Source organism: Pseudomonas sp. LB3P31 (genome assembly GCF_054897945.1).
In genome coordinates this window covers 4,539,093-4,560,840 of record NZ_CM142710.1, presented here as the reverse complement: position 1 = coordinate 4,560,840, position 21,748 = coordinate 4,539,093, and the positions used below count along the sequence as shown (strand labels likewise).

At 59.7% G+C, this 21,748-nt stretch carries 14 protein-coding genes; 5 read left to right on the top strand and 9 right to left on the bottom strand.

Annotation, left to right across the window (positions count from 1 at the left end; all coding sequences use genetic code 11):
- Entirely contained in the window at positions 1-2,313 is a 2,313-nt protein-coding gene (gene metE / locus ACYZTK_RS20760; RefSeq protein WP_462011547.1) for a 5-methyltetrahydropteroyltriglutamate--homocysteine S-methyltransferase, read from the bottom strand.
- Between the two features lie 120 nt (positions 2,314-2,433).
- On the opposite strand from metE, the gene metR reads away from it, so the two are divergent.
- A complete protein-coding gene (gene metR, locus ACYZTK_RS20755; protein WP_462011546.1) occupies positions 2,434-3,351 on the top strand; it encodes a transcriptional regulator MetR in 918 nt (305 codons plus the stop codon).
- 560 nt (positions 3,352-3,911) lie between these two features.
- Here metR and ACYZTK_RS20750 read toward each other — a convergent pair.
- On the bottom strand, positions 3,912-4,550 hold the full coding sequence (locus ACYZTK_RS20750; RefSeq protein WP_462011545.1) for a LysE family translocator: 639 nt from the start codon (positions 4,548-4,550) through the stop codon (positions 3,912-3,914).
- 24 nt (positions 4,551-4,574) lie between these two features.
- The gene (locus ACYZTK_RS20745; protein ID WP_462011544.1) at positions 4,575-5,009 is read right to left on the bottom strand and encodes an NUDIX hydrolase; all 435 of its coding nucleotides are present in this window, start codon (positions 5,007-5,009) and stop codon (positions 4,575-4,577) included.
- A 139-nt stretch (positions 5,010-5,148) separates the two neighbouring features.
- Here ACYZTK_RS20745 and ACYZTK_RS20740 point away from each other — a divergent pair, with 139 nt between their 5' ends.
- Positions 5,149-6,768 (top strand): FMN-binding glutamate synthase family protein, encoded by a 1,620-nt coding sequence (locus ACYZTK_RS20740; protein WP_462011543.1) that lies wholly within the window; start codon positions 5,149-5,151, stop codon positions 6,766-6,768.
- Between the two features lie 55 nt (positions 6,769-6,823).
- Complete coding sequence (locus tag ACYZTK_RS20735) at positions 6,824-7,108, top strand: putative quinol monooxygenase (protein ID WP_462011542.1); 285 nt, start codon at positions 6,824-6,826, stop codon at positions 7,106-7,108.
- A 3-nt stretch (positions 7,109-7,111) separates the two neighbouring features.
- On the opposite strand, the gene ACYZTK_RS20730 is transcribed toward ACYZTK_RS20735, so the two are convergent.
- The 4 genes from ACYZTK_RS20730 to ACYZTK_RS20715 all read right to left on the bottom strand — a co-directional run bounded on the left by ACYZTK_RS20730 (position 7,112) and on the right by ACYZTK_RS20715 (position 11,582).
- A complete protein-coding gene (locus ACYZTK_RS20730) occupies positions 7,112-8,620 on the bottom strand; it encodes a glucosyltransferase domain-containing protein (RefSeq protein ID WP_462011541.1) in 1,509 nt (502 codons plus the stop codon).
- Between the two features lies 1 nt (position 8,621).
- Entirely contained in the window at positions 8,622-9,563 is a 942-nt protein-coding gene (locus ACYZTK_RS20725) for a glycosyltransferase family 2 protein (RefSeq protein ID WP_462011540.1), read from the bottom strand.
- Complete coding sequence (locus ACYZTK_RS20720) at positions 9,560-9,934, bottom strand: GtrA family protein (protein ID WP_462011539.1); 375 nt, start codon at positions 9,932-9,934, stop codon at positions 9,560-9,562. Before ACYZTK_RS20720 ends, ACYZTK_RS20725 begins: the two co-directional genes overlap by 4 nt.
- A 226-nt stretch (positions 9,935-10,160) precedes the next feature.
- Complete coding sequence (locus ACYZTK_RS20715) at positions 10,161-11,582, bottom strand: amino acid permease (RefSeq protein ID WP_462011538.1); 1,422 nt, start codon at positions 11,580-11,582, stop codon at positions 10,161-10,163.
- A 563-nt stretch (positions 11,583-12,145) separates the two neighbouring features.
- On the opposite strand from ACYZTK_RS20715, the gene ACYZTK_RS20710 reads away from it, so the two are divergent.
- Entirely contained in the window at positions 12,146-15,256 is a 3,111-nt protein-coding gene (locus ACYZTK_RS20710) for a transglycosylase domain-containing protein (RefSeq protein ID WP_462011537.1), read from the top strand.
- Between the two features lie 150 nt (positions 15,257-15,406).
- Positions 15,407-20,470: an NEL-type E3 ubiquitin ligase domain-containing protein gene (locus ACYZTK_RS20705; RefSeq protein ID WP_462011536.1), complete on the top strand. Its 5,064-nt coding sequence runs from the start codon at positions 15,407-15,409 to the stop codon at positions 20,468-20,470.
- A 30-nt stretch (positions 20,471-20,500) separates the two neighbouring features.
- Here ACYZTK_RS20705 and ACYZTK_RS20700 read toward each other — a convergent pair whose 3' ends face one another.
- Both ACYZTK_RS20700 and ACYZTK_RS20695 read right to left on the bottom strand, forming a co-directional pair.
- Entirely contained in the window at positions 20,501-21,007 is a 507-nt protein-coding gene (locus tag ACYZTK_RS20700; protein ID WP_462011535.1) for a CS1 type fimbrial major subunit, read from the bottom strand.
- On the bottom strand, positions 21,007-21,747 hold the full coding sequence (locus tag ACYZTK_RS20695) for a molecular chaperone (protein WP_462011534.1): 741 nt from the start codon (positions 21,745-21,747) through the stop codon (positions 21,007-21,009). The genes ACYZTK_RS20700 and ACYZTK_RS20695 overlap by 1 nt, the downstream gene beginning before the upstream one ends.
- Position 21,748 lies beyond the last annotated feature (1 nt).

The following is a 21,748-nucleotide window of genomic DNA, read 5'->3' as shown; positions in this document are numbered from 1 at the left end:
TTAAGCCAACTGGCTACGCAACTGGCGCGCTGCCGCCACCATATTCACCAGCGCCGCCTCAGTCTCCGGCCACGCTCGGGTCTTCAGTCCGCAATCGGGGTTGACCCACAGGCGCTCCGCCGGAATCCGCTGCGCAGCCTTGCGCAGCAGTTTGACCATTTCGCCGGTGTCGGGCACTCGTGGCGAATGAATGTCGTACACACCCGGGCCAATATCGTTGGGGTAGTCGAAGGCTTCGAACGCCTCCAGCAACTCCATGTCCGAGCGCGAGGTTTCAATGGTGATGACATCGGCGTCCATGGCCGCGATGGCCTGGATCACGTCGTTGAATTCGCTGTAGCACATATGCGTATGGATCTGGGTTTCGTCGCGCACGCCCGAGGCGGTCAGGCGGAACGCTTCCACCGCCCAGTCGAGATACTCCTGCCATTGCGCTCGACGCAGCGGCAGGCCTTCGCGGAATGCGGCTTCGTCGATCTGCACGATTTTAATCCCGGCCTTTTCCAGATCCACCACTTCATCACGCAGGGCCAGCGCCAGTTGTTGCGCCTGGACTTTGCGCGAGACGTCTTCCCGGGGAAACGACCACATCAGCATGGTCACGGGACCGGTCAGCATGCCCTTCATGACTTTGTCGGTGAGGCTTTGCGCATAAGTGATCCAGTCCACCGTCATGGCCTGCGGACGGCTCAGGTCACCGTAGATGATTGCCGGTTTTACGCAACGCGAACCATAGCTCTGTACCCAGCCGAACCGGGTAAAGGCATACCCATCCAGCTGCTCTGCGAAGTACTCGACCATGTCGTTGCGCTCGGCTTCACCGTGCACCAGTACGTCCAGGCCCAGGCGCTCCTGAACTTGCACGGCGTGGCGAATTTCGCTGTGCATGGCGTCGGTGTAATCGTTGGCCGACAGCTTGCCTTGCTTGAACGCCTGGCGCGCCAGGCGGATTGCCGCAGTTTGCGGGAACGAGCCGATGGTGGTGGTCGGCAACGCCGGCAGTTGCAGGCGCGCACGCTGCTGTTGGATACGTTCGGCAAAGGGCGATTGGCGCTGGCTGTCGGTAGCGTCGACTGCGGCAAGCCGCGCCTGCACTTCGGCCTTGTGGATGCGCGGTGATTCGGCGCGGCTTACCTGGATGGCACGGCTTTCGGCCAGGGCGGCACGCACTTTGGGTGCTTGCGGATCATTGAGGGCGTCACGCAGGACGGCGATTTCGCCGCATTTCTGCACCGCGAATGCCAGCCAGCTTTTCAGCTCCGGATCGAGCTTGTCTTCGCGATCCAGGTCCACCGGGCTGTGCAGCAGAGAACAGGAACTACTGACCCACAGGTTGTCGCCGAAACGCTCCTGGGCCGGTTGCAGTTGCGCCAGCACCGACTCCAGCTCGCAGCGCCAGACATTGCGCCCGTTCACCAGGCCCACCGAGAGAATCTTGTAGGTCGGCAGGCGATCCAGCACCTGGCCGAGTTGGTCCGGGGCGCGCACGGCGTCGATGTGGAGGCCTTGTACCGGCAGGCCAACGGCCAGGCCGAGGTTGTCTTGCAGGCCGCTAAAATAGGTGGCCACGAGTTTTTTCAGCGGCGAATACTGGAGGATGTGGTAAGCGCGCTCGAAGGCGCTCTTCCAGGCCTGGGGCAGGTCGAGGGTCAGGATCGGTTCGTCGATCTGTACCCACTCCACGCCCTGCGCGGCGAGGCGACCGAGGATTTCGTTATAGACCGGCAGCAGGCGTTCGAGCAGGTCGAGCCTGTCGAACTCGTCGCCCTTGGCCTTGCCCAGCCACAGGTAAGTCAGCGGGCCGATGATCACCGGCTTGACGCTGTGCCCGAGTGCCAGGGCTTCGTCGACTTCGTCGAACAGCTGCTCCCAGCTCAGTTTGAACTGCTGGTCGACGCAGAATTCCGGGACCAGGTAGTGGTAGTTGGTGTCGAACCATTTGGTCAGCTCCTGGGCATATGGCGTGGTACCGTGCTCGCCGCCGCAGCAAGTCGCGGTCGCGCCGCGGGCCATGGCGAACAAGGTGTCCAGGGTCGGCCGGCCGTCAGCGTTCCTGGCACTGTCGAAGCGCTGTGGAATCACGCCGAAGGTCAGGGAATGGGTCAGCACCTGGTCGTACCAGGCGAAGTCGCCAACCGGCAGCAAGTCGATGCCGGCGTCTTTCTGCAGTTGCCAATGGGTGGCGCGCAACTGGCGGCCGACACCCTGCAATGCGGCCTGATCCAGATCGCCCTTCCAGTAGGCTTCAAGGGCTTTTTTCAATTCGCGATCTGCGCCGATGCGGGGAAAACCAAGGGTGTGGGCCAGTGCCATGGTGAACGCTCTCTATCAAAATAGGGTGTGGAACATGGCGCTATTGTCGACAGCCAGGGCAACATGAGACAAACTCAACCTTTTCGTGTTGATCACAAGTTTTCCTCATGGAGCCTATCGGTGCTTGAAATCCGCCACCTGAAAACCCTGCACGCCCTGCGCGAAGCCGACAGCCTGGTCGATGCGGCCGACCGCCTGCACCTGACCCAGTCGGCGCTGTCCCATCAGTTCAAGGAGCTGGAAGAACGCATGGGCATGCCATTGTTCGTGCGCAAGACCAAGCCGGTGCGTTTCACCAGCGCTGGCTTGCGCCTGCTGCAACTGGCCGATGCCACCCTGCCACTGCTGCGCGGTGCCGAACGCGACATTGCGCGCTTGGCGGGTGGCACCGCAGGGCGTCTGCACATGGCGATCGAATGTCACAGTTGTTTCCAGTGGCTGATGCCGACCATCGACCAGTTCCGCGACGCGTGGCCGGAGGTCGAGCTGGACCTGGCCTCGGGCTTTTCCTTCGCCCCGCTGCCGGCGTTGGCCCGTGGCGATCTGGACCTGGTGGTGACGTCGGATCCCCAGGAACTGGCGGGCATTACCTATGTACCGCTGTTCACCTACGAAGCCATGCTCGCGGTGGCCAACCAGCATCGTCTGGCGGGCAAGGCCTTTATTGTTCCCGAAGATTTGCTGAGCGAAACCTTGATTACTTATCCGGTGGAGCGTGACCGCCTGGACATCTTCACGCGCTTCCTGGAGCCAGCGGATATCGAACCGGCGCAGGTTCGCACTTCAGAGTTGACGGTGATGATGATGCAGCTGGTCGCCAGCGGCCGTGGCGTGTGCGGCATGCCCCATTGGGCGTTGCATGAATACAGTTCACGGGGTTATGTGAAGGCCAAGCGGCTGGGGGAGAAGGGATTGTTCGCCACGCTATACGCGGGGATTCGCGCGGACATGCTGGATGCGCCGTATATGCGCGATTTTTTGCTGACGGCAAAAGACACGTCGTTTTCGACTCTGGATGGGGTTAGTGCAGTTCGTTAGCGCGAGCACAGAGCCACACCAACTTTTGGGTGCAGACCATCCTGTGGGAGCAAAGCTTGCTCGCGATGGCGGCTTCGGGTGTACATATCCGTTTTTGCGGTCATGGCTTCTATTGGTTCCGCTTTTACAGCGGGTCACTTGGAGATGGCTGCGCGCCCCGGCCCCAAGTAACCAAGCGCTTTTTGCCCCTCCACTCGGCACCTCGCCTAGGCTCGGTGTGCCCTCACTCCGGCATTGCTCCGCGGGCCGCCGCGATGGCCCATCCATGGGCCAGCGCGGCTAAACCGGCATCCTTGCCGGTTTACCCGCTGCGCAATACCTGCGTTCGGCCAGCGTGGTTAACGGGGCGCCTGCGATCTACGGCCTCGCCGTGGCGGCCTTCGGGCCGACCAAGGCGTCAAGCCGGCGCGCTGCGCTTGTTTGGTCGTGCACATCCTCCAAACTGACGCTTTCCCCTGTAGGAGTGAGCCTGCTCGCGATGGACGTAAACGATGACACGGGAACACTGAATGCCCGCAGTTTTCTGCCGTTTTTCGCGAGCAAGCTCGCTCCTAAAACGTTCAGGCCGCCCTGCGTTGCTCCAGCATCAACCGCACCGCCAATGCCGCCAGCACAAACCCCATGAAATAACGCTGCACCGCGAGCCAGGTCGGGTTGCTCACAAACCACGACGCAATGCCCGCCGCAAACAGCGCTATCAGCAGGTTCACAAAAAAACTCACGCTGATCTGCGTCAGCCCCAGCACGATACTTTGAGTGAACACGGAGCCGTGTGCGGGGGAGATGAACTGCGGAAACACCGACAGATAGAACACCGCGATTTTCGGGTTCAGGGCACTGGTGAGAAAGCCCATGGTAATCAGCTTGCGCGAGGAGTCTGGCGGTAACTGCTGCGCTTCGAACGGCGACCGCGCGCCCGGTTTTACCGCCTGACAGGCCAGCCACAACAGATATAGCGCGCCAGCCCACTTCAACACTTCATACGCCAGCGGCACAGCCAGAAATACCGCAGTCAAACCCGCAGCAACGGCGAACAGGTGCACGAAAAAGCCCGCCACCACTCCCAGCAACGAAGTCACGCCGGCCTTGCGCCCCTGGCAGATCGACCGGGAGATCAGGTAGATCATGTTCGGCCCTGGCGTGAGCACCATCAGCAGTGCGGCGGCGGCAAATATCAGCAAGTCTGGAAGTGGAATCATGGGCAATCCTTCGTCCGGCTAAGATCAGGCAGTCGCGCTGATTGAATCTCGATAAAACGGCAGGATCAGGTCCCGTGTCAATGGCGCCAACATCACGTTGCCGTCGGTGGCCGGGTCAATCCAGATCACTTCCTCAATCTCCGCCGCCGGCGATACGTCAGCATCGATCGACAATTGAAACAGCTCCGCTTGCACGACAAAACCCGGCTCATTGGCCGCTGGAGCCGAGAACTGGCCGAGGTAGGTAGCCTGCGCCGGATCAATCAGCAGCCCCAGTTCTTCTTCCAATTCCCGCGCCAGCGCCTGGACCGCTTGCTCATGGGCTTCGATCTTGCCACCAGGTTGCATAAAGGCCTGGGTGCCGCGCTTGCGCACCAGCAAAGTACGGCCACCGGGGCCGATCAACAGGGCGGCAGCGATGCGGATAAGCGCAGCGGATTGCGCAGGAATAGCGGACATGGAAAATGGCCCTCGCGAAGAAAACCGCAAGGATCCCATGCTCAACGCGAATGGGCAAAGAACTGTGGCTTTGCTCTGCGGCGTATATCCTGTCGGCGCAATCTGTTAAAAGAACCGGGTCCGAACCCAAGGAAACCGTATGAGCCTGTCACTCCTGAGCCGCTACGCCTTCTTTGCCGCCTGCGTGATTTTCACCCTCGCCAGCCTGCCGTTCCTGCACCACGAATGGCTGTGGCCGATCACCGCCGTCACTGGCGTGCTGAGCCTGATCGGCGTGTTCGATCTGCTGCAAAGTCCCCACGCCGTACGACGCAATTATCCGATTCTGGGCAACATCCGTTATCTGGTCGAAGGCATACGCCCGGAGATCCGCCAGTACCTGCTCGAATCCGACAGCGACGCCCTACCCTTCTCCCGGGCCCAGCGTTCGCTGGTGTATTCCCGGGCAAAAAATGAAAGCGCCGACAAACCTTTCGGCACCTTGATCGACGTGTATCAGTCAGGTTTCGAATTCATCGGCCATTCGATGCGCCCGGCACCGTTGAGCGACCCGAGCGCCTTTCGCGTGATTGTCGGCGGCCCGCAATGCACCCAGCCCTACTCGGCATCGGTGTTCAACATCTCGGCGATGAGCTTCGGTTCCCTCAGCGCCAACGCGATTCGCGCGCTGAACCAGGGTGCAAAACTGGGCAACTTCGCCCATGACACCGGCGAGGGCAGCATCAGCGCCTACCACCGGGAAAACGGTGGCGACCTGACCTGGGAACTGGGCAGCGGCTACTTCGGTTGCCGCACCGCTGACGGCCGTTTCGATCCCGAACGCTTCGCCGCCCAGGCGCAGACACCGCAAGTGCGGATGATCGAAATCAAGATGTCCCAGGGCGCCAAGCCTGGCCACGGCGGGATCCTGCCCAAGCACAAGGTCACCCGGGAGATCGCCGAAACCCGCGGCATCCTGATGGGCGAGGATTGCATCTCGCCGTCGCGTCACAGTGCCTTCTCAACCCCGATCGAGATGATGCAGTTCATCCAGCAACTGCGCGAACTGTCGGGTGGCAAACCAGTGGGCTTCAAGCTCTGCCTCGGTCATCCGTGGGAGTTCATGGGCATTGCCAAGGCCATGCTGGAAACCGGCATCCTTCCCGACTTCATTGTCGTCGACGGCAAGGAAGGCGGCACCGGCGCGGCGCCTGTGGAATTCACCGACCACATCGGCGTACCGATGCGCGAAGGCCTGTTGTTCGTGCACAACACCCTGATCGGCCTGAACCTGCGGGACAAGATCAAGCTCGGCGCCAGTGGCAAGATCGTCAGCGCCTTCGACATCGCCAGCGTGCTGGCCATCGGCGCCGACTGGGCCAACTCGGCACGGGGTTTCATGTTCGCCATCGGCTGCATTCAGTCGCAGAGCTGCCACACCAACAAATGCCCGACCGGTGTCGCCACCCAGGACACCCTGCGCCAGCGTGCCCTGGTGGTGCCGGACAAGGCCCAGCGCGTATTCAACTTCCACCGCAACACTCTCAAGGCCCTCGCCGAAATGCTCGCCGCCGCCGGCCTCGACCACCCCTCGCAACTCTCGGCCAAGCACCTGGTGCGGCGCATGTCGGCCACCGAGGTAAAGCTGTTCTCGCAGTTGCACGTGTTCCTCAAACCGGGGGAGTTGCTCACCGGCGAAATCAACGGCGAGTTCTATTCGCGGATGTGGCAGATGGCGCGGGCGGACAGTTTTGAACCTAACGAAGAGGTAGCGGCATAAGGAATGTGCAAGCCAGCCTTGCCCCGAGGTTGGCGTCAGCTCAAGGAAGAACAATATGTTGAAAGTAATTGCTGAGGACTTCATCAAGCACGAATTCGTCGAGACCGTTCGCCCGTGGTACGCGGAGCTGGTTGAACAGACTCGACTGGAGCCGGACTGCATCGCCTACGACCTGTTCGTCGATCAAAAAGACCCCGGCCATTTTGTTTTCATTGAGCAGTGGCCGAATCAGGCGGCACTGGATGCCCATTGCCAATCCGAGCACTTTAGGCGCCTGGTTCCGCAGATCAACCAGTATCAGGCACGAGGATGCATCGTCGTATTGATGGAAGAATTTTGAGGCTTACCAGCGCAATGCCTTGATCGGTTGCGGCTCCTTGATGACGATAAACCCGTAATCCCCCCTCAGGTAAATCCGGTAGTACTGGCTGTCGACCAGCGCCGGATAACCCTGATACCCCACCCGCGTCGCATTGCGCCGTTCCTTCTCAGCCACCACGTTGGTGATGCCGACGCTGGGCAGGTTTTCCGCCAGCATGTAGAAGTCGATGTTGAGCAAGTAATGCAGCACCGGCATCTGCCTGAATGAGCCTGTGGCGCCGGTGAGCCAGTAATCTGAATAGGTCACCGACAGATAGATACGCTTGGCTTCGCGCAGTTGCCGATGGGCGTTGATGTCGTGTGCGAGACTGGCCAGGGCGTTGCTGGCAAAGGCTTTCTGCACCGTCAGAACGCGGCCATAGGCGTACGACAGCGACAACATCGCCAGCAGCGGTAATGCCAGCAGCAACGGCAGGCGCGGGTGGAGCTGCGCCAATGCCAGATGGCCCAGATAAAACAGCAACACCAGCAACACCGCGAACCCCATCAAGGTCCGTGCACCCTCATTGAAGTCGCGAAACACCAGCGCCATTCCCGACACCAGCAGCGTCACCAGCGGCAAGATCAACAGACACACCAGGCCGATCAGCAGGCGCTTGGGCCCGCTGTCTCGACGCTTGAAGATAACGTGCCCCAGTCGTGCCGCTCCCGCGATCGCACACAGCAGCAATCCGCCGAACACCCAGGTGAACCCGCCATGAAACAGCAGCTGGACCTTTTCCAGCACCCGACCAATATTGATCAGCACCTGCAGCCAGGGCTCGGCATCGATGTTTAACAGCTGAGTGCGTTTCTGCTGGGTGAATGGATAGGCGCTGACGCTGTAGATCAACGCACCAAGAACCGCCTGGGCGATTTTCCAGCCGACCAGCGCGCGCCACTTCTGCCAGTCCAGCCGCTCATGGGCGCCTCTGAGGATTTCGAGGCAGCACAGGCCGAGAAACACGTTGAAGCTCACTTGGTACAGGCCCAATCCCAGTGCAATCAGACACGCCGGCAGCAGCCATTGCACGCTGCGCGAAGGGTGCCGAAAGGTGATGGCGTAGATCACCGCCACCACGCTCAATGCCATCGCGGGGCCGTCGTATTGGTAGGACAAGTTCTGCAGGAAGAACGGGTTGTACCAAAGCGGCAGCACGATCAGGCATCTGCAAACCGTAGGTTCGCGCCAGTAATGAAACGTCAGGCTGGTCAGCGCTGCAGCCATGGCGATGCAGGCGATCAGCAGCGGCAATGGAAAGATGTTCGGCGCGGCGTCGCTGAAACTCAGCGCGTTGTACAACAGCTCGGTAAACAACCGTCCTTGCCCGGCCCAGGCGGTGCCGGCAGAAAGCGAGCGCCAGTTGTCATCGATGTAGCGGTAGTCTGCGAGGATCAGCGGCAGGATGTATATCAACGTCGCCAGTAAAAAAAACAGCCAGACCTGGCGCGGCCCCAGTTCCCGGGTCAAAGCGTCGCGCAGGCGGCCCATGCTAAAGACTGCGCCCCTGTCTGGCGCCAACGATGTCCTTGATCACGTAACGCGGTCGATGCTTGGCTTCGATGTATATCCGGCCCACGTACTCACCGAGGATGCCGATACCTATCAGCTGCACGCCGCCGAGAAACAGGATCGCAGTCATCAACGAGGGATAACCGGGTACGCTGTTACCAAAGAATATCTTGTCCAGCACCATATACACCGCATACAGCACGGCGAAGATCGAAATGGCGCCGCCAACGTAGGTCCACAAGCGCAGCGGCACCGTACTGAACGAAGTCACGCCTTCCAGCGCCAGGTTCCAAAGTTTCCAGCCATTGAATTTGCTGTTGCCGGCCACGCGAGTGGCGCGTTCGTACTCCACTACCACGGTAGTGAAACCAGCCCAGGACAGCACGCCTTTCATGAACAACTGATGCTCGGGTAGCGCGCGGATCACGTCGACGACCTTGCGGTCCATCAACCGGAAATCGCCGACATTTTCTTCGATCGGCGTGTAGGAAATGCGGTTCAGCAGATGGTAAAACAGCGAGGCACTGTGACGTTTCATGTAACCGTCGGCGCTGCGGTCGCGGCGCTTGGCGAGCACCACGTCGGCGCCTTTCAGCCACTGTTCGATCAGCAACGGGATGACGCTGATGGGGTCCTGCAGGTCAACGTCCATGGGAATCACTGCATCGCCGGTAGCGTGTTCCAAACCCGCGAATAGCGCAGGTTCCTTGCCGAAATTACGCGAGAAATTGATCAGCATCACCTGATCGTCGACCTGCGCCAACGCTGCGGCCTGCTCCGCGGTGCGGTCGGTGCTGCCGTCGTTGACGAAGACGATCTCGACCTCGGTCTGGTCGAGCTTCAACTCGCTGCGCACTGCCTGATAAAACAGGTTGATCGCCTGCTCTTCATTGAACACCGGGACGATGAGCGAAATTTTCATTGCGCACGCTCGCGGAACACCACGTACTTGGAAAACAGGAAGCCCAGCACCAGGCTTAATGCGGAAAACAGCCCGACTGTGAGCAGACCATGAAATCTCCAGACATCGGCGATATGGCCGACCCCCAGGCTCAGTGCGCCCATGGTCCCCAGAAATAGAGCGTAGTTGCCGACCGAGGTTTTGCCGTCGAAGGTGAACTGCGCGTTCATATAAAAAGAGAACGAAGCGGCCACGCAGAACGCCACCAGGTTGCTGATGGCCTGGCTGTAGTCAGCCGCGACGCTGAGCAGGAAAAAGATTTGCCAATGAATCAGCGTATTGGCGATCCCGATCACTATGTAGCTGGACATTCCTTTCCACAAGCGTCGCATGGCGGCCCACCCGTTGCTTTCAGGTCATATGTATTTGAGCTTGTCTGCTGTCAGAAATCGCATGTAGGGTTGTGTTTCTGACGGGCGGTAGAAATCAAGATCAAAAGATCGCAGCCTTCGGCAGCTCCTACCCTGCCCCCCTGTAGGAGCTGCCGAAGGCTGCGATCTTTTGACGTAAAAAAACCCGGCCATAAGGGCCGGGTTTTTTGTGCATCTGACGTGAGGCTTACGAAGCCGAACGCACCGCACCAGCCGTTACATTGGTCGGCTGCAACTTGAACACGTAAAACACCACCGTCAGCATCACCAGGAAAGCCGGGCCAACGTACAGCGCCACGCGCGTATCCGGGAAGTAGGCCATCAGGCCAACCACCAGCACCAGAAACGCCAGCGCCAGGTAGGAGCTGATCGGGAACAGCCACATCTTGTACTTCAGGCCGGCACGTTCGCTGGCGCTCAGACCTCTGCGGAATTTGAGCTGGGACAGCAGGATCATCACCCAGGTCCAGATCGCGCCGAAGGTGGCAATTGCGGTCACCCAGATGAAGACTTTCTCAGGCACCAGGTAATTGAGCAGGACGCCCAGCAGCAAGGCGCCGATCGACAGCAGCAGTGCACGACGCGGTACGCCGTTGCTTGAAGTCTTGGCAAAGCCGGCTGGGGCCTGGCCATTTTGCGCCAGGCTGTAAAGCATGCGTCCGGTGCTGAAGATGCCACCGTTGCACGACGACAGCGCTGCGGTGATCACCACGAAGTTGATGATGCCGGCGGCGGTCTTGATGCCCAGTCGCTCAAAGGTCATCACAAAGGGGCTGCCCTGGGTGCCGATCTCGTTCCATGGGTAGATCGACAGGATCACGAACAGTGCGCCGACATAGAACAGCAGGATGCGCCAGAACACCGAGCCGATCGCGTTAGGAATGGTCTTCTGCGGGTTCTTCGCTTCACCTGCGGTCAGGCCGATCATCTCGACACCTAGATAGGCGAACATCACCATCTGCAGCGACATCAACACGCCTTGCACGCCGTTGGGCATGAAGCCGCCGTGGGCCCAGAGATTGGAAATCCCCAGCGCCACTCCGTCGTTGCCGAAGCCGAACGCAATCACACCGATACCGCCGATCACCATGGCAATGATGGTGACGATCTTGATCAGGGCAAACCAGAATTCGAACTCACCAAAGGCTTTGACGGCGATCAGGTTGATCGAGCCCATGCTGATCAAAGCGGCCAGCGCCCAGATCCAGCGCGGTACATCGGGAAACCAGACGCCCATGTACACCGCCACGGCAGTGATTTCCGCGACGCAGGTCACCAGCCAGAGGAACCAGTAGTTCCACCCGGTGAGAAAGCCCGCCAACGGACCGAGGTAGTCTTGGGCATAACGGCTGAAAGAGCCGGCTACCGGGTTGTGCACGGCCATCTCGCCGAGCGCGCGCATGATCACCAGGATCGCCAGACCGCCGATGATATAGGACAGCATGATGGCCGGGCCGGCCATTTCGATGGCCTTGGCCGAACCGAGAAACAGACCGACGCCGATACAGGCACCGAGCGCCATCAAGCGAATATGCCGTTCGCCGAGTTCGCGTTTAAGCGGGCCGCCCTGAGCGGTCTCGCCGTGGGGCAGGTGATTGCCGACAGGCATAGGGGTACAACCTCGTATTGTTATTGGATATGACCACCGAGAGGCGATGCGCTGACAGGTCGCCATTGCATGCATGGATCCGGTCCTGCTTCGTGGGCAGAACCGTCTTGCAGGACAAAACCTGCAAGATCAGCGGGGCGTGCAGTATAAAAAGCTTCCTACAGGGTTTTTCACTCTATAAACCACAACATTCAGCGAGAACTCTCGGTAAAAGCCCGGTTTGCGGAGGGGCATTACCTGGCTTATGTAGGATTATTCGCTGGTAAAACGGCGCGGAGTATTGCACAGCATTGGTGCGTCGTCATCGCCGCCCTTGTAGGAGCTGCCGAAGGCTGCGATCGACTGCGCAGCAGTCGCCATTGTGCGCCGCAGTCTCTCAGGAAGATGACGGCGCTTGGTTTACGACTGCTGCGCAGTCGATCGCAGCCTTCGGCAGCTGCTACAGGGTGTGTGGCGGATCCGAAAAATAGGCGACAACCGTGTTCACAATTTTTTCACCATCGCCAACCACCGACTAAGCTTCAGACAAGTCCGATCAATCTGCGTGAATGGATCAGTCGACTATGGGCGCTTTATGGCAAACCGATTCGAGTAAAACCGTGGTCCAGACTGAAGCTGTGGATGAAGCGCCGTCACCTGAAAAACCCCGTGGTTCCAAGCACGGGTGGAAGGCTTTCTGGCTGTTGTTGCTGATTATCGTGATCGTCGTCGGCTTGGCGGCGGCCAAGGAAATGCGCACGTCAAAATTTCAATCCCGGGAAGTCAGCAAATTTGCCGCAACGCTTGATTACAAGCTGCAACCGGGTCCCAGTGACGCAATCCACTACCCCGGTGCGGGCCCCTTTGATTTGCGATTGGGCTACAGCTCACTGGGGGAGTTTCTGCCGCGGCTGATCAAGCGCGACTACGTGGTGAAATCTCAAACGCGCTTTTCCGAGGCGCTGATGGACTACAGCGGCAAAGGTTTTTTCGTTCCCTATGCGGAGAAAATCCAGGTCGGCCTGTCGATCACCGATTGTCGCGCGGCACCGCTTTATCAATACAAATATCCGCAGCAACTCTACGCAAGCTTTGAAGCGATACCACCGGTGGTAGTCAACAGCTTGCTGTTCATCGAGAACCGCTTCCTGCTCGACCCGCGCCAGCCTCGGGCGAACCCGGCGGTCGATTGGCCTCGGTTCGGCATGGCCGCCTGGTCGCAGGTCGCCAAGTTGCTGCACATGCCTGGGCAATCAGCAGGCGGCAGTACCCTGGCGACTCAGCTCGAGAAATATCGACATTCCCCCGACGGCCTGACGGTATCGGGGGCGGAAAAGTTGCGGCAGATGATTTCCGCCACCGTACGCGCCTATCAGGCTGGCCCGGACACCATGGTCGCCCGGCAGAATGTAGTGCGTGACTATCTCAACAGCGTGCCACTCTCCGCCGTGCCCGGCCATGGCGAAGTGCACGGCATGGCCGAGGGTTTGCGCGTGTGGTACGGCGCCGACTTCAACCAGGCCAATGAACGTCTGGCCAGCACCCAGACCGATGCCAAAAGCCTGGCGGACAAAGGTCTGGCCTTGCGCGAGATGTTGTCACTGATGATCGCCCAGCGCCGTCCTTCGCATTACCTGACCAAAGGCCACGATGAACTGGCCAGCCTCACCGACAGCCACATTCGGTTGTTGGCGCAGAACGGCGTGATCGACGCGCAACTGTCGGCCGCCGCATTGGCGAGCAAAGTCACCTACCGCGACTGGGCCACCCAGCCGACGATGCAGCCGATCGAAACCAATAAAGGCATCAGCGTCGCCCGCAGTCGCCTCGGCGGGCTGCTCAACCGTCCGCTTTACGATCTGGACCGCTTGGACCTGTCGGCCACCAGCACCCTGCAAGGTGACCTGCAAACCCAGGCTACCGAATACCTCAAGCACCTGGCCGACCCGGTCTTCGCCGCGCAGATCGGCTTGATGGGCGAACGCCTGCTGACCCCGACCAGCACCACGCAAGTGCGCTACAGTTTCACCCTGTTCGAACTGACCCCGGACGGATCGCGAGTACGGGTCCAGACCGACAGCACCGACCAGCCATTCGACATCAACGAGGGCAGCAAGCTGGAACTGGGCTCCACCGCAAAAATGCGCGTAATGACTACTTATCTGCAGATCATCGCCGAGCTGCACGACAAGTACGTCGCCATGACCGTCCCGGAGCTGAAAAAAGTCGACGTGCCCGACCAGGATCGCCTGAGCCGCTGGGCCATCGACTACCTGATCCAGAACAAGGACCGCAACCTGCAAACCATGCTCGGTGCCGCCCTCGACCGCAAATACTCGGCCAGTCCCGGCGAGGCCTTCTTCACCGGCGGCGGGCTGCACACCTTCAATAACTTCCGCAAGGAAGACAACGGTCGCCTGCCTAGCCTGCGCGACGCCCTGCGCGAGTCAATCAACCTGCCGTTCATTCGACTGATGCGCGACCTGGTGCGCTACACCACCTATTCCGGTCCCAGCAACAGTGCCGAGCTGCTCAAGGATGACCGCGATCCCAGGCGCCAGGAATACCTGGCCGGTTTCGCCGACCGCGAAGGCACCTCGTTCCTGCTCAAATTCTGGAAAAAATACAAGAACAAGGATACCCAGGCGCGGCTTGAAACCTTCCTCGACGGCATGCGCCCCACCCCGATCCGCATGGCTGCAGTGCATCGTTATCTGCTGCCGCAAGCCAGCCAGGAAAGCTTCAACACGTTCGTGCGCTCCCACCTCAAAGGCGCCAAGCTCACCGAAAAACTCACAGACGAACGCCTTGAACGGCTCTATGAAAACTATCGCCCTGGTGCCTATGACCTGCCGGACCAGGGTTTCATCGCCAAGGTCCACCCACTGGACCTCTGGCTGATGGGTTACCTGCTGAACAACCCTGACGCCAAATTCAGCCAGATCGTCAAGGCCAGTCAGTTCGAGCGCCAGGAAGTCTATAGCTGGCTGTTCAAGAGCCGGCACAAAGGGGCGCGCGACAGCCGTATCCGCACCATGCTGGAGATCGAAGCTTTCCTTGAGATTCACCAGCGCTGGCAGAAAGTCGGCTATCCGTTCGATCACCTGGTGCCATCGCTGGCCACTGCGATCGGCAGTTCCGGCGATCGTCCAGCAGCCCTGGCGGAGCTGATCGGCACCATCCTCAACGACGGAGTGCGGATGCCGACGCTGCGCATCGACAGCCTGCATTTCGCGGCCAATACACCTTACGAAACCAAACTGATCAACGACCCGGACGTCGGCAAACGGGTGATGCCTTCCGAAGTCGCGACCGCCATGCGTGAAGCCCTGTCGCAAGTGGTCGACGCCGGTACCGCGAAACGGGTGTCGGGCAGCTTCACCACCCCCGACGGCAAAGCCCTGGCCATGGGCGGCAAGACCGGGACTGGTGACAACCGCATCGAAGCCATCGGTTCAGGGGGACGGATCCTCAGTTCCAAGTCAATCAACCGTACGGCGACTTTTGTGTTTTTCATCGGCGATAACCACTTCGGTACCCTGACCGCTTTTGTACCCGGTCGCACCGCCGAAGCCTTCAAGTTCACCTCGGCGCTACCGGTGCAGGTGCTCAAGGGCATGGCGCCAATCCTGACACCTTATCTGCAGCCAGGTGCCCATACCCAGTGCCTGCCGGTGGAGGTAGCACGCCGCTGAAACCGGTGCGGTATTCGGTTGTTTTCGGCATGGATAATTCCAATGATTTGGGCCGCCCGGGCCCGCTCAAGCAGCGATAAATTCGACTTTTACTTTAAGTCGCGAGCGATAGGCTGGACCTCCACTCATCGCTCAAGGTTTATTAAAGACATGACGCAAATACAAGGAAGTATTTCCCCTGACACCGGCGAATCCAAAGGTCGTCACTACGAATTCATCAAGGATCGAATCAACCCCGCTTTCAAAAGCGCTTCAATCCAACGGATTAGCGAACTGCGCCTGACCAAAACCGCTTCGGGGCAGTGGATCAGTGACGCCAGGAACTTCGACCACACGCCGCTGCAACAGGCTAATCTGGCACTCTGGTCAGCGCAGAACAGTGCTGACCGGATGTTGGAGAGGTTACAGAGTGTCTATGAATTCGCTGAACCGCTACTCACCGACGCCCTGCTGAAAAAGTACAAGGTCGACGTCGATGTGACAAAAACCTGCCTGTACCTGTACCTGCCGAAAACCCTGCCGTGGTACGCCAGTGATCTGGGAGGTGTGGTTACCCGCACCGTTTCCTTGCTGGACGCGGCCCTGCATAACTTCTCGAGCACGGAAACCTGCGAAGCCGACTCCAGCTTCATCAGTCAACCCGACGCGCGCGGGCACTTCGATATCTTGCCGATCAAAAGCAAAATGTCCATCGCCCAGTTCCAGGCCTTGTGTCGCGAACTGGACATCGGCGCGCGCTACACCAAATACCTCGAAGAACAGTTGAAGCCCAAGGACGGCCTGGCCCAGGGCGTCTTGAAACAAAAACTCGTCGGCAGTGATAAAGCCGCGTTCAAGGCTGCTGCTCACCTGGCCGTGCTGACCGGCGACATCGACGCCGACGCCCGCGATCTGGTGCTGATGATGCTTGAGGGCCAGCGCAATCTCACTCGCAAAGGCTGGGTGATGCAATTCAGCGAGTTGTCCATTCTCGACAGCCAGCTGACCGGCATCGTCTTGCTCACTGCGCGACCGGAAGAACGCCCACGAGGCGCTTCACCGGTGATTGCCTACGTGCCGCAAGACCCCGAACATCCGCTCAAGGAATACCCCTCGACGGTCGCGTTCATGGATGAACTGACACGCCAGCTGCGCAATAACGCTGTGGTGTCGACTACCGGCATGACCTATCAGCAATACTTCAGCCGGTTCGTCGACCAGGCTGACCGCGGACACTTCTTTGGCGGGCTGCAGCAACGCCTGTTCGTACTGAAATGGCATGAAAAAGCCCCTCTGGACCCACGCCCCAGCTGGCGCGAAGTGGCCGTCAGCAATCCCAATCTGCACTTCAGGGCCGCACCCATCCCCGGCGAGCTCTGGCAGTACCTGTTCGAGATGAAGCTCAGCAAGGTCTTCAACGACGCCCGACATATCGCCGTGTCCACTGCCGACGCGGACTCCAACGCCCGGTGGGCATGGTGGGAGAACTTCAAGAAAATAGTCTCGGACATTTTCAATGTCGCCCTGATGATCGTCACACCGTTCGTGCCGGGGTTGGGCGAGCTGATGCTGGTCTACTCGGCGTACCAGATGACCAGCGACGTCGTCGAAGGCATCGTCGACATGACTTTCGGGATGTGGACCGAAGCCGGCGAGCATATTGCCGGTGCCGTCACTGACTTCCTGTCACTGGTAGCGTTTGCCGCCGGGGCGAAAGTGGGTGACCTGGCACGCCTGAAACTGTCACCACTGATCGAAGGCATGAAACCGGTCACGCTGCCCAACGGCGAACCCCGGCTGTGGAATCCCGACCTCAAGCCGTATGAACGGCCGAATGTGCTGTTATCGGCTGACTCCCGCCCGGACACGCTCGGGCTGCATGCCCACGAGGGTGAGGATATTCTGCGCCTGGAGAACCAGCACTACGCCGTGCAGAAAGACCCGAAAACCGGCGACTATCGGGTAAAGCATCCCACTCGCGACAACGCTTATCTGCCCGAACTCAAACACAACGGCCGTGGCGCCTGGACCCATGAAGCCGAGAATCCGCGCGCCTGGGAGAGCCCGACTCTTATGCGTCGTCTCGGTCACTCCGTGGACGGCTTTAGCGACGCGCAGCTCGAACAGGCACGCATCGCCAGCGGCACCGACGAAGGCGCGTTGCGCCGGATGTACGTCGAAAACACGACGCCGCCACCCTTGCTGGACGACAGTCTGACTCGCTTGAAAATCCAGCGCCAGGCCCGGCAAGACATAGACAACATCCGCACAGGCCAACCCCTCGATCCGTCTTCTTACTGGTTCGAACCGCTGGTGACTTACCTCGATGGCTGGCCCGCGGACAAAGCCCTGAAGGTCTTCGAAAAATCCGATTTGACCGGACCCTTCCGCCAGTACGGCAATGCCGATGCAACTGCTGCACAAACGCTGTCTACCAACCTGAGCGAGCTCATGGGCCCGGAGTTTGCGCCAAGCCTCGTCGAGTTTCTCAGCGAGGAAGAACTACAGGCGTTGCTCGGGCCCGAGACCAAAAAAACTGATCAGGTGCAGGCGCTGCGCAATCGCCTCGCAGATGAAGCGAATCGCCTGCACGCTGACATCCTCGATCAGCTTTACCAGGGTGCAGAAACTTCCGACGATCCGCAGATCCATGTCATCCGCCAGGCGTTCCCCGAGCTGTCATCACGCACGGCAAAAACGCTGCTGGACACCGCAGGACCGGGCGAGCTTGTGCGCCTGACCACAGAGCAACGTTTGCCTCTGGCCCTCAAGAGCCGGGCACGGGAGGCCGCTTTCGAAGTTCGGGCCAATCATGCCTATGAAGGCTTTCACGACGGTGCGCAGTGGTCGGCGCAAACCGAAAGCCTGGTGTTGAACTCACTGAGAATTCACACCGATACCTTCGCGCACTTGCGGATCGAGGTGCGCCAAGGGGCCAATGACGGAGTCTTGCGCAACAGCGTGGGGAACCCGGACGCTTCGACTGTTCGGCTGCTGATCAAGAATGACCAGAACCAGTTCGAGGTCTGGGATGGCGCGAACCTCCAACTACACGAGGCCGCTGATTTCTATGAGGCTGTCCTTAACGCTCTGCCCGCCGACAAACGCACACAGCTGGGTTATCAGCCGGGCCAGGCTGAGTTTTTCAGGCAATGGGTGATGGCTAAAACCGACACTCCAGCTGAACGTCGCCGCGCCCTCGCCGCGCCACCGATCCTTGCGACGGCCAACCATGAAGACATGACGCTGCTGCGCGGTCCCGCCTTCTCGTCCACCGCTGCCACGCTTACCGAACGGGTCGCAGACCTCTACCCCCACTTCGACGAACGGGAGGTCAATACCTTTGTGCGTTCCCTCGGATCGCAAGAGCAAGGGCATCAGACCCTCACAAGGCTGGATCGTGAACTGGATGACCTGAAAGTACTGATGAATCGCTGGCACTACCAGCAGCCTGATTCCTGGGGCCCGGATCGAGAAGGGTTCGCGGGCGGTGGCGGGCTGCACATTGCTGAACGGCTGGTCGATTGTTTCAGTAGAAAATCCATCGCCTTCGCAGAGCGCAGTATCACGGCCAAAGGTGGTTATGTACTGGACCTGTCCACCGACATGCAGGTGATCGATCTCGAACGCTGGTGGCAGAAGCTGCCAGACATCAAGCGCTACCTGGACCAGATCCACACCCTGAACCTGGACCGCGCAAGCTTTTCCGAATCGTCCTCCGGATTGCTGAAAAGCTTCGCGCACCTGCGCCAACTGAGTGCCAGGAGTTGCCGGCTAACGCAGTTGCCGGAGAACGTGGGCAAGATGCACCACCTGCGAACGTTGCGCCTGATGAACAACGACATCACCTTGACGCCAGCGAGCGTTGAGCAACTGCGCAACCTGACCCACCTGGAAACCATCAGGTTTGATGACAATCCGCGACTGAGGCTGCTGCCGGATGTATCGCGCATGCCTAAACTGCGGATCCTGAGTCTGAGCACCACCGGCGCGACAAAGTGGCCGGACGGTCTGTTCGCTCCGCTCAACAAGCGCCGCCCGCGTGGATTCTTCCTCGACATGCTGGATAACCCGATCAGCGAACTGCCGAGCGTGGTGCCTGGCTCCAAAGACGCCTTCATCGTCGCGCGCACCCGCCTGGACGAAACCACATTGTCGGAGCGCAATCAGCTGCTCTACAAAGAGTATCGACGCTCGGTCGGCATCTCGCCCGAGCAAGTCTATTCCGCCCCCGCAACACGCGCGATGGATCAGTGGCCAATGAACGATGACACCGTATGGTGGAGCAACGAGGCATCCGGCCTGGGTACTTTCCGCGAAGAGGCCTGGGACGACCTGATGACCGAGCCGGGTTCCGAAGACTTTTTTGCCCTGATCGACAAGCAGACCCGCTCGGCCGATTACCGCAGCGGTGGCGTCTTGCGCCAGCAACTCAGCGACCGGGTATGGCGCATGATCGAAGCCATCGACCTGGACACGGAATTGCGCCAGGAACTGTTCGAAATGGCAAGGGCGCCCACCACCTGCGCCGATGCTGGAGCCCAGGTGTTCAACCACATGGGCATCAAGGTACTCGCTTGCGAAGCCTATGCCGTGTCGACGTCCAATGCGGTGCTGGAAAGCAAACTGGTGCGCCTGGCCAAAGGTGCTGCGCGCCTGGCGCGGGTGGACGACATTGCCCGTGCCGATTTCGGCAGCCGGGAAGGTACTCCCGATGAAGTTGAGGTGTACCTCGCCTATGAAACAGGCCTTGCCCAGCGCCTCGATTTACCCTGGCAATCGGAGTCGATGCTCTATCGTCCCATCGCCGGCGTGAGCCCTGCCACCCTCGACACCGCCTTCGACACCGTAATCTCGATGGAAGCTGGCGACGGCCTGGTCAACGATATGATCGAACAGCCATTCTGGCAGAAATACCTGCACGAGACCTACCCGGAGGAATTCGGGCGCAACACCCGGCTGTTCGAAGCCAAAAGCGATTTGCTGGATGAGTTGCGCGAAGCTCAAGACGCCTGGGCCAGCTCCAAGGATCAGCCAGCAGCACAGCGACAAGCGCTGAAACAGCGCCTGCTGGACCTCGCCCGGCGACTGGAGGTGGACGACAATGTCGTGCTGACTGAGCAAGACATGACTGATGAGGTCTATAACCGCCTGTTCATCGACTTGGCCGATGATGAAAAACAGCTGAGCAGACAGCTGACCCGGGCAGCGCTGAAAAAAGATTCAGAGCAGTAACTGGCGACTCCTGATGCATCGTTTGATGCATCAGGCCCCCGGCAGCACCGCGTTGAACACCATGTTGACGCTGCCGAAATAACGGCCCGGTTTGTAAGCACCATCAGCCGGCGGTGTCGGCTGCACTTCCAGTAAAACCCGCTTGCCCTGGGATGCTTCGCTCAGGGAAACCACTTCACTGCTCTTCCCCTCATCCAGCAGCTTGCCGTTGAACAGCACGCGCAAACCTATGTCATCGGCATCGGTTCCATTGGATAAATAAGGTCGGCCCTCGAGCCTGGCTTCGATCGTGCCGGCAACATTCTTCACATCGAAATACTTGCGCAAACCACCCAGGGTCGAGGTCACCAGGTCCCACGGCAACTGCTGTTCACGGTGAATCCAGTCGCCGTCGGCGGGAACCACGTAGAACGCCTGGCTCGGAATCGTCACGAACACTTCAAACTGATGCGTCTCGCGGGCCGCATAGGCCCAGGTGCTGGTGAGCAGGGCCACTGCTGCAATCAGGAGCACGGTCAGAAGTCTGTAGATGACCATCAACCCTTCACCTCAAGCTTCTTGCTGCTCTCGCCTTCCACCAGTGTAAAGCGGTACTCGCGACCGGCCTGCTTCAGGAACTCGAAACTGCGGCCCGCCAGGATGTGATGCTTGGTGGTGGGCTGGCAGTCCTGCTCGTTGTTTATCGCACAATCCTTGAACTCATCGATCACCACCACGGTGTTGCCGTTGTTGCGAATGCGGTAGTGGGTGCCATCGTTGTCGATCACGCTGGCGAAACGCGGGTCCTTGGGACGCACAAAAAACACCGCGCCGTAACCTGCCAGTACCGTGACCCCTGCAGACAGAGTTTTGCGGTACTCCTCTCGCTCTTCGCCGGAGACCGCGAATTCATCTTCCTTTTCCGGTACCACCGGCACGAAACGCACGCGAAAATAACGCTCGCGTTCGCGTTCGCCCATGTACAACAGTCGCGTGCCCTGCATGCCGTTGGCGGGGACGATCAATCGCGCGGGACTGGCCATCAAGCCGTCTCGGGCATTGCCGTCGGCGCTCGATTTGAGCGGCACTTCCCGGGACTTGCCGTCGGCGTCGTAGAGGATTTCCAGGATGTTGACCTTGACGAAGGCAGTGCTGTCACCACCATTGAAAACGCGCTTGAGATAGGTGCTTTTGTCGCCGTCCATGTAGTCGTAGACCGTACCGATATTGATACTCGGGCCGGCATGCGCCATTTGCGCGAACAGGTAAAAACCGAACAGTGCCAACAGGGGTTTCATC

Bases quoted from the DNA above. Each gene is read 5' to 3' on its own strand.
- ACYZTK_RS20750 (WP_462011545.1), bottom strand. From the start codon at position 4,550: ATGATTCCACTTCCAGACTTGCTGATATTTGCCGCCGCCGCACTGCTG.
- metE (WP_462011547.1), bottom strand. From the start codon at position 2,313: ATGGCACTGGCCCACACCCTTGGTTTTCCCCGCATCGGCGCAGATCGC.
- ACYZTK_RS20730 (WP_462011541.1), bottom strand. From the start codon at position 8,620: ATGGGCCGCCTGCGCGACGCTTTGACCCGGGAACTGGGGCCGCGCCAG.
- ACYZTK_RS20715 (WP_462011538.1), bottom strand. From the start codon at position 11,582: ATGCCTGTCGGCAATCACCTGCCCCACGGCGAGACCGCTCAGGGCGGC.
- ACYZTK_RS20725 (WP_462011540.1), bottom strand. From the start codon at position 9,563: ATGAAAATTTCGCTCATCGTCCCGGTGTTCAATGAAGAGCAGGCGATC.
- ACYZTK_RS20710 (WP_462011537.1), top strand. From the start codon at position 12,146: ATGGGCGCTTTATGGCAAACCGATTCGAGTAAAACCGTGGTCCAGACT.
- ACYZTK_RS20745 (WP_462011544.1), bottom strand. From the start codon at position 5,009: ATGTCCGCTATTCCTGCGCAATCCGCTGCGCTTATCCGCATCGCTGCC.
- ACYZTK_RS20720 (WP_462011539.1), bottom strand. From the start codon at position 9,934: ATGCGACGCTTGTGGAAAGGAATGTCCAGCTACATAGTGATCGGGATC.
- ACYZTK_RS20735 (WP_462011542.1), top strand. From the start codon at position 6,824: ATGTTGAAAGTAATTGCTGAGGACTTCATCAAGCACGAATTCGTCGAG.
- ACYZTK_RS20695 (WP_462011534.1), bottom strand. From the start codon at position 21,747: ATGAAACCCCTGTTGGCACTGTTCGGTTTTTACCTGTTCGCGCAAATG.
- ACYZTK_RS20740 (WP_462011543.1), top strand. From the start codon at position 5,149: ATGAGCCTGTCACTCCTGAGCCGCTACGCCTTCTTTGCCGCCTGCGTG.
- ACYZTK_RS20700 (WP_462011535.1), bottom strand. From the start codon at position 21,007: ATGGTCATCTACAGACTTCTGACCGTGCTCCTGATTGCAGCAGTGGCC.
- ACYZTK_RS20705 (WP_462011536.1), top strand. From the start codon at position 15,407: ATGACGCAAATACAAGGAAGTATTTCCCCTGACACCGGCGAATCCAAA.